Below are 3,674 nucleotides of genomic sequence, written 5' to 3' on the forward strand. Positions count from 1 at the left end.
CATTTCCCTCCATCTCACAATCTTCGAATTGACTTCGTCGAACCTAAAGGTTTCTCCACTTCACTGCGTTTAGCTTCGCTGATTCTAAATAATTCGGTCGAGATAACGATAAATTAATTGCGACACAATCTGTCAACAACCACCGCTCAGGGTAAACTTTTATCTTTTTATCTTTTATCTTTTATCTTTTCTCTTTTGTCTTTTCTCTTTTGTCTTTTCTCTTTCCTGCCTGACTGAGTCACGCAGGCAGGTGTCTTTTGTCTTTAAACTTAATTTTTCTCATCATGAAAAAGAAATATCAACTTTATGATATTTTTAACATTATTTATATAGTTTATCTAAAAAAACGAACACTTTAACTTTTAACTCGCTGACAATCAATAGAATTGTCCTTTATTTGTAAATAATTTTCACATTTTATTAAGATATATTTTCACAACTATAATATATAATTGCAGCCGAAAATTAAATCTAAAGTAGATCAAAACCATGATTATGAAGCATCTAAAGTATTTTGTAATATTATTTATAGGATTGGCTATCAGTTTTCAGTCTTATGCACAAAAATCAAAAGCTCCAAAAAACTGGCAGCACCTAAATTATGCTGATGATGGTATTTACGGAGTAGCTACCGACAAAGCTTATGAAGAACTCCTCAAAGGCAAGCAAGGAGAGAAAGTTATTGTTGCCGTAATAGACAGTGGTACAGATACTAATCACGACGACTTAAAAGGTGTCCTTTGGAGCAATAACAATGAAATTGCCGGGAACGGTATCGACGATGACGGAAACGGATATATTGACGATGTAAACGGATGGAGCTTTCTTGGATGTGAAGGAATAGACGTTTATGAAGAAACTCTTGAATTAACCCGTTTATACGCTATGTATTCTAAAGAGTTTGAAGATAAAGACATCAAGAATTTATCTAGAAAAGAGAAAAAAGAATATAAAAAATATCAGGAGATAAAAACTGCCTTTGAAAAGGAAAGATCCAAAACTCAAAAACAATATGATCGTTACAAGTCTAAGATTAGCAGCCTTGAAAGAAATTACAAATTAATATCATCCTACCTGAACAAAGATGATTTTAAATATACTGATTTAAAATCTATTACATCTCAGGACTCTATTATACAATACGGAAAAACAAAATTTGAAAGAATACTACAACGCGACACTGCAACTTCAGCTGACATAGTTGTTGCAAAAATCAACAAAAAAAGCGAGAAGTATTATAACTATTTAGCCGAAAAACTTAATTACCACCTGAACTACGAATGGTATCCAAGAGCCGAAAAAGGTTATAATGAATCTGATTTTAATAATTTCATATACGGAAGCAACTCCTATCTGGCCGGGGGGAACAGTAATGGACACGGAACACATTGTGCAGGAATTATAGCCGCCGACAGAAACAATGACATCGGAATGAACGGAGTTGCCAATAATGTTGAAATAATGACTATAAGAGCTGTTCCTAACGGGGATGAGCATGATAGAGATATTGCTGCAGCAATGAGATATGCTGCCGACAATGGAGCACGAATTATTAGCATGAGCTACGGTAAAGCATATTCATATAATAAAAAAGTAGTTGATGATGCTATTGAATATGCTGTTAATAAAGGTGTTCTTTTTGTTCATGCAGCAGGAAACGACAGTAAAAATATTGACATTGAAAACAACTTCCCGAATGTAAAAAACTCAGGTAAAAGTGCAAAAGCATGGATTGAAGTAGGAGCCTCTTCATGGAAAACAGGTGTAAGTCTGCCTGCCGTATTTTCGAATTATGGAAAGGAAAGTGTTGATATATTTGCTCCGGGAGTAGATATCTATTCTACAGTTCCATCGAGCGATTACGACACATATAGCGGAACATCAATGGCTGCTCCGGTTGTTACCGGTGTTGCAGCTTTGGTAATGAGCTATTACCCCAATTTAAGTGCAAAAGAAGTTAAAAAGATTTTAATGAAATCTGTAACCGAACTTAAGGATTTAAGGGTTAAAATTCCTAGCAACGGTAAAAACGGGATTGCCGAAAGGGGTAATTTCGGAGAACTCTCTAAATCGGGAGGAATAGTAAATGCTTATGAAGCACTTAAACTGGCCGAAAAAAAGTCAAAATAACAACACATAATATTAGAAATAAGAGGGCGTTTTTTTATGAAGAACGCCCTCTTAATTTTTGATATATATCAAATATAGTGGGTAGATCGTTTAAGATGTAATCCCCTCTTGAGGGTAAAAAAATATCGCCTTCTATAAACGACACAGCTCTCTATAAATTTTAAGATAATTTTATTATTACATTCTAAAGGCTTTTGTAAATTGCTGAAGCTAATCATTATCGGAATAGCTATTTACATGCTAAATAAACATAATAAGCTTTAGCCGAAAATTTATGTATACTTACATCAAGGAAAACTCAACAATTGCCTGGCGTTCTATAAAAGGGCAACCCCTGAGAACGATATTAACAGTTTTGATAATTGCATTTGGAATTATGGCATTGGTCGGAATACTGACTGCTGTTTCCTCTATGAAGTCATCAATATCTGAGAGTTTCGCCACAATGGGATCAAATACCTTTACTATTCAAAATAAAGGTATGACTATCAGAATTAACAATAAAACCATAAGACCTAAAGATAATCCTATTATTACTTTTGGAGAAGCCAAAAAGTTCAAAGAAAAATTTATTTCAGAATCTACAGCCTCCGTATTTTTTATAGCTGCCGGAAGTGGTACTTTGAAATATAAAGAGAAAAAAACTAATCCAAACATTGCCATATGGGCAGGAGATGAAAACTATTTAAACACTGCCGGTTTTGAAATAGAAAAAGGCAGAGCCATATCAAAACAGGATATTGAAAACAATGCTCATGTGGTGGTTTTAGGACAGGAAACCTCATCTACCTTAATGAAAAAAGCAAATCCTATAGGAAAAATAATCTCTATCAGAGGTGAAAAGTTTAAGGTTATAGGACTGACAAAGAATAAAGGATCGGGCATGAACTTCGGAGGAGACAGATCTGCTTTTATTCCTGTGAGTACAGCACGTTCAACATTTTCCAGGCCCAATTTAAGCTTCGATATTAATGTGCAGGCAGCAGATAAATTCAACTTAGATGCATCTATAGGAAAAGCTACAGCAGTGATGCGTTCAGTTAGGAAACTCAACCCAAAACAAGAAGACAACTTTAATATAACAAAGAGTGACAGCTTATCAAAAATGATAATAGACCTTACTTCTCAATTTACAATTGCAGCAATCTTTATTGGTACAATAACACTGTTTGGTGCATCTATTGCACTTATGAATATTATGCTGGTTTCAGTTACCGAGCGTACTAAAGAAGTAGGAGTTAGAAAAGCTGTTGGAGCCAATAGAGCTACAATCGCATATCAATTCTTATTTGAAGCAATTCTAATCGGTCAAATTGGTGGCCTATTGGGTATTATATTCGGGGTTGGTGCAGGAAATGGAATTGCTGCTTTGCTGGAAACTAAATTTATTATGCCCTGGCTCGAAATAATAATGGCCATTATATTAACATTTGTGGTAGGTGTAATTTCAGGACTTTATCCGGCTATAAAAGCATCACGTCTTGACCCTATTGACGCTTTGAGGTATGAATGAGTACTTGGAGTTATGAGTACTTTAACTCTAG

2 protein-coding genes are annotated in these 3,674 nt (G+C 34.8%); both read left to right on the plus strand.

All coding sequences use genetic code 11. The features are described 5' to 3' along the window. Positions 1-495 precede the first annotated feature (495 nt). Positions 496-2,130, plus strand: a complete 1,635-nt coding sequence (locus tag ABFR62_13615; protein MEN8139456.1) for a S8 family serine peptidase — start codon at positions 496-498, stop codon at positions 2,128-2,130. Between the two features lie 274 nt (positions 2,131-2,404). Continuing rightward, entirely contained in the window at positions 2,405-3,643 is a 1,239-nt protein-coding gene (locus ABFR62_13620; GenBank protein MEN8139457.1) for an ABC transporter permease, read from the plus strand. Positions 3,644-3,674 lie beyond the last annotated feature (31 nt).

It is taken from the genome of Bacteroidota bacterium (genome assembly GCA_039714315.1).
Lineage (GTDB): Bacteria > Bacteroidota > Bacteroidia > Flavobacteriales > JADGDT01 > JADGDT01.